Genomic DNA, 2,277 nt, shown 5'->3' with positions numbered 1-2,277 from the left:
CACGGATCCGTAGCGAAAGCGAGTCTGAATAGGGCGCTTTAGTCAGTAGTGTTAGACGCGAAACCGTGTGATCTACCCATGGGCAGGATGAAGCGCTGGTAACACAGTGTGGAGGTCCGAACCGGTTGACGTTGAAAAGTCTTCGGATGACCTGTGGGTAGGGGTGAAAGGCCAATCAAACTCGGAAATAGCTCGTACTCCCCGAAATGCATTTAGGTGCAGCGTTATTTTAGTTATATAGAGGTAGAGCTACTGATTGGATGCGGGGGCTTCACCGCCTACCAATTCCTGACAAACTCCGAATGCTATATAATGATTGATAACAGTGAGGGCTTGGGTGCTAAGGTCCAAGTCCGAGAGGGAAAGAACCCAGACCATCAGCTAAGGTCCCCAAATATATGCTAAGTTGAAAGAACGAGGTTTGTCTGCCCAGACAGCTAGGATGTTGGCTTGGAAGCAGCCATTCATTTAAAGAGTGCGTAACAGCTCACTAGTCGAGCGGACGAGCATGGATAATAATCGGGCATAAGCATATTACCGAAGCTATGGATTTACAGTTATACTGTAAGTGGTAGGGGAGCATTCTAACAGGGTTGAAGGTGTATCGTAAGGTATGCTGGACTGGTTAGAAAAGAAAATGTAGGCATAAGTAACGATAATGCGGGCGAGAAACCCGCACACCGAAAAACTAAGGTTTCCACAGCTATGCTAATCAGCTGTGGGTTAGTCTGGTCCTAAGGCGAACCCGAAAGGGACAGTCGATGGCTAACGGGTTAATATTCCCGTACTACTAATTACTGTGATGGGGTGACGGAGTGATGAAAGCGCCGCGAACTGACGGAATAGTTCGTTGAAGTACCTACCTATAAGCTGCGCAGGCAAATCCACGCGGCTTGGGGAAATACGATAGTACTCGGAGTCTTCGGACAAAGAGATAGTGCGCCTAAGGGCTTCCAAGAAAAACCTCTAAACTTCAGGTAATTAGTACCAGTACCGTAAACCGACACAGGTAGTTGAGGAGAGAATCCTAAGGTGCTCGAGAGATTCATGGCTAAGGAATTAGGCAAAATAGACCTGTAACTTCGGGAGAAAGGTCGCCAGCGCAAGCTGGCCGCAGTGAAGAGGTCCAGGCGACTGTTTATCAAAAACACAGGGCTCTGCAAAATCGTAAGATGAAGTATAGGGCCTGACACCTGCCCGGTGCTGGAAGGTTAAGAGGAGATGTTATCTTCGGAGAAGCATTGAATTGAAGCCCCAGTAAACGGCGGCCGTAACTATAACGGTCCTAAGGTAGCGAAATTCCTTGTCGGGTAAGTTCCGACCTGCACGAATGGTGTAACGATCTGGACACTGTCTCAGCCATGAGCTCGGTGAAATTGTAGTAACGGTGAAGATGCCGTTTACCCGCAGTGGGACGAAAAGACCCTGTGCACCTTTACTATAGCTTAGTATTGACCTTGGATAAATGATGTGTAGGATAGGTTGGAGACTGTGAAGTGGCGTCGCTAGGCGTTGTGGAGTCATTGTTGAAATACAACCCTTTGTTTATCTGAGGCCTAACCCCGCTATGTGGGGGACATTGCTTGGTGGGTAGTTTGACTGGGGTGGTCGCCTCCAAAAGAGTAACGGAGGCTTCTAAAGGTTCCCTCAGTACGCTTGGTAACCGTGCGTAGAGTGCAATGGCATAAGGGAGCTTGACTGAGAGACATACAGGTCGATCAGGTACGAAAGTAGAGCATAGTGATCCGGTGGTTCCGCATGGAAGGGCCATCGCTCAAAGGATAAAAGGTACGCCGGGGATAACAGGCTGATCTCCCCCAAGAGCTCATATCGACGGGGGGGTTTGGCACCTCGATGTCGGCTCGTCACATCCTGGGGCTGGAGAAGGTCCCAAGGGTTGGGCTGTTCGCCCATTAAAGTGGCACGCGAGCTGGGTTCAGAACGTCGTGAGACAGTTCGGTCTCTATCTACTGTGGGCGTTAGAAATTTGAGTGGATCTGATTCTAGTACGAGAGGACCGAATTGGACAAACCTCTAGTGTATCTGTTGTCCCGCCAGGGGCACCGCAGAGTAGCTACGTTTGGAAGGGATAAGCGCTGAAAGCATATAAGCGCGAAACCCACCACAAGATGAGATTTCTTTTAAGGATCGTGGAAGATGACCACGTTGATAGGCTATAGATGTAAAGGCAGTAATGTCATAGTCGAGTAGTACTAATAATCCGTAAGCTTATGTACACCCTTTTCCCCACACTTCGGTGTGGGGAAGAAACTTTCT

General features: G+C 49.0%; 1 rRNA gene. It reads left to right on the top strand.

Annotation, left to right across the window (positions count from 1 at the left end):
- A 23S ribosomal RNA gene (locus tag AB674_RS21495) occupies positions 1–2,237 on the top strand; the annotation flags it as partial.
- Positions 2,238–2,277 lie beyond the last annotated feature (40 nt).

Source organism: Flavobacterium sp. ABG, from assembly GCF_001027725.1.
Classification (GTDB): Bacteria; Bacteroidota; Bacteroidia; order Flavobacteriales; family Flavobacteriaceae; genus Flavobacterium; species Flavobacterium cupriresistens.
This window is presented reverse-complemented; position numbering and strand designations above follow the sequence as displayed.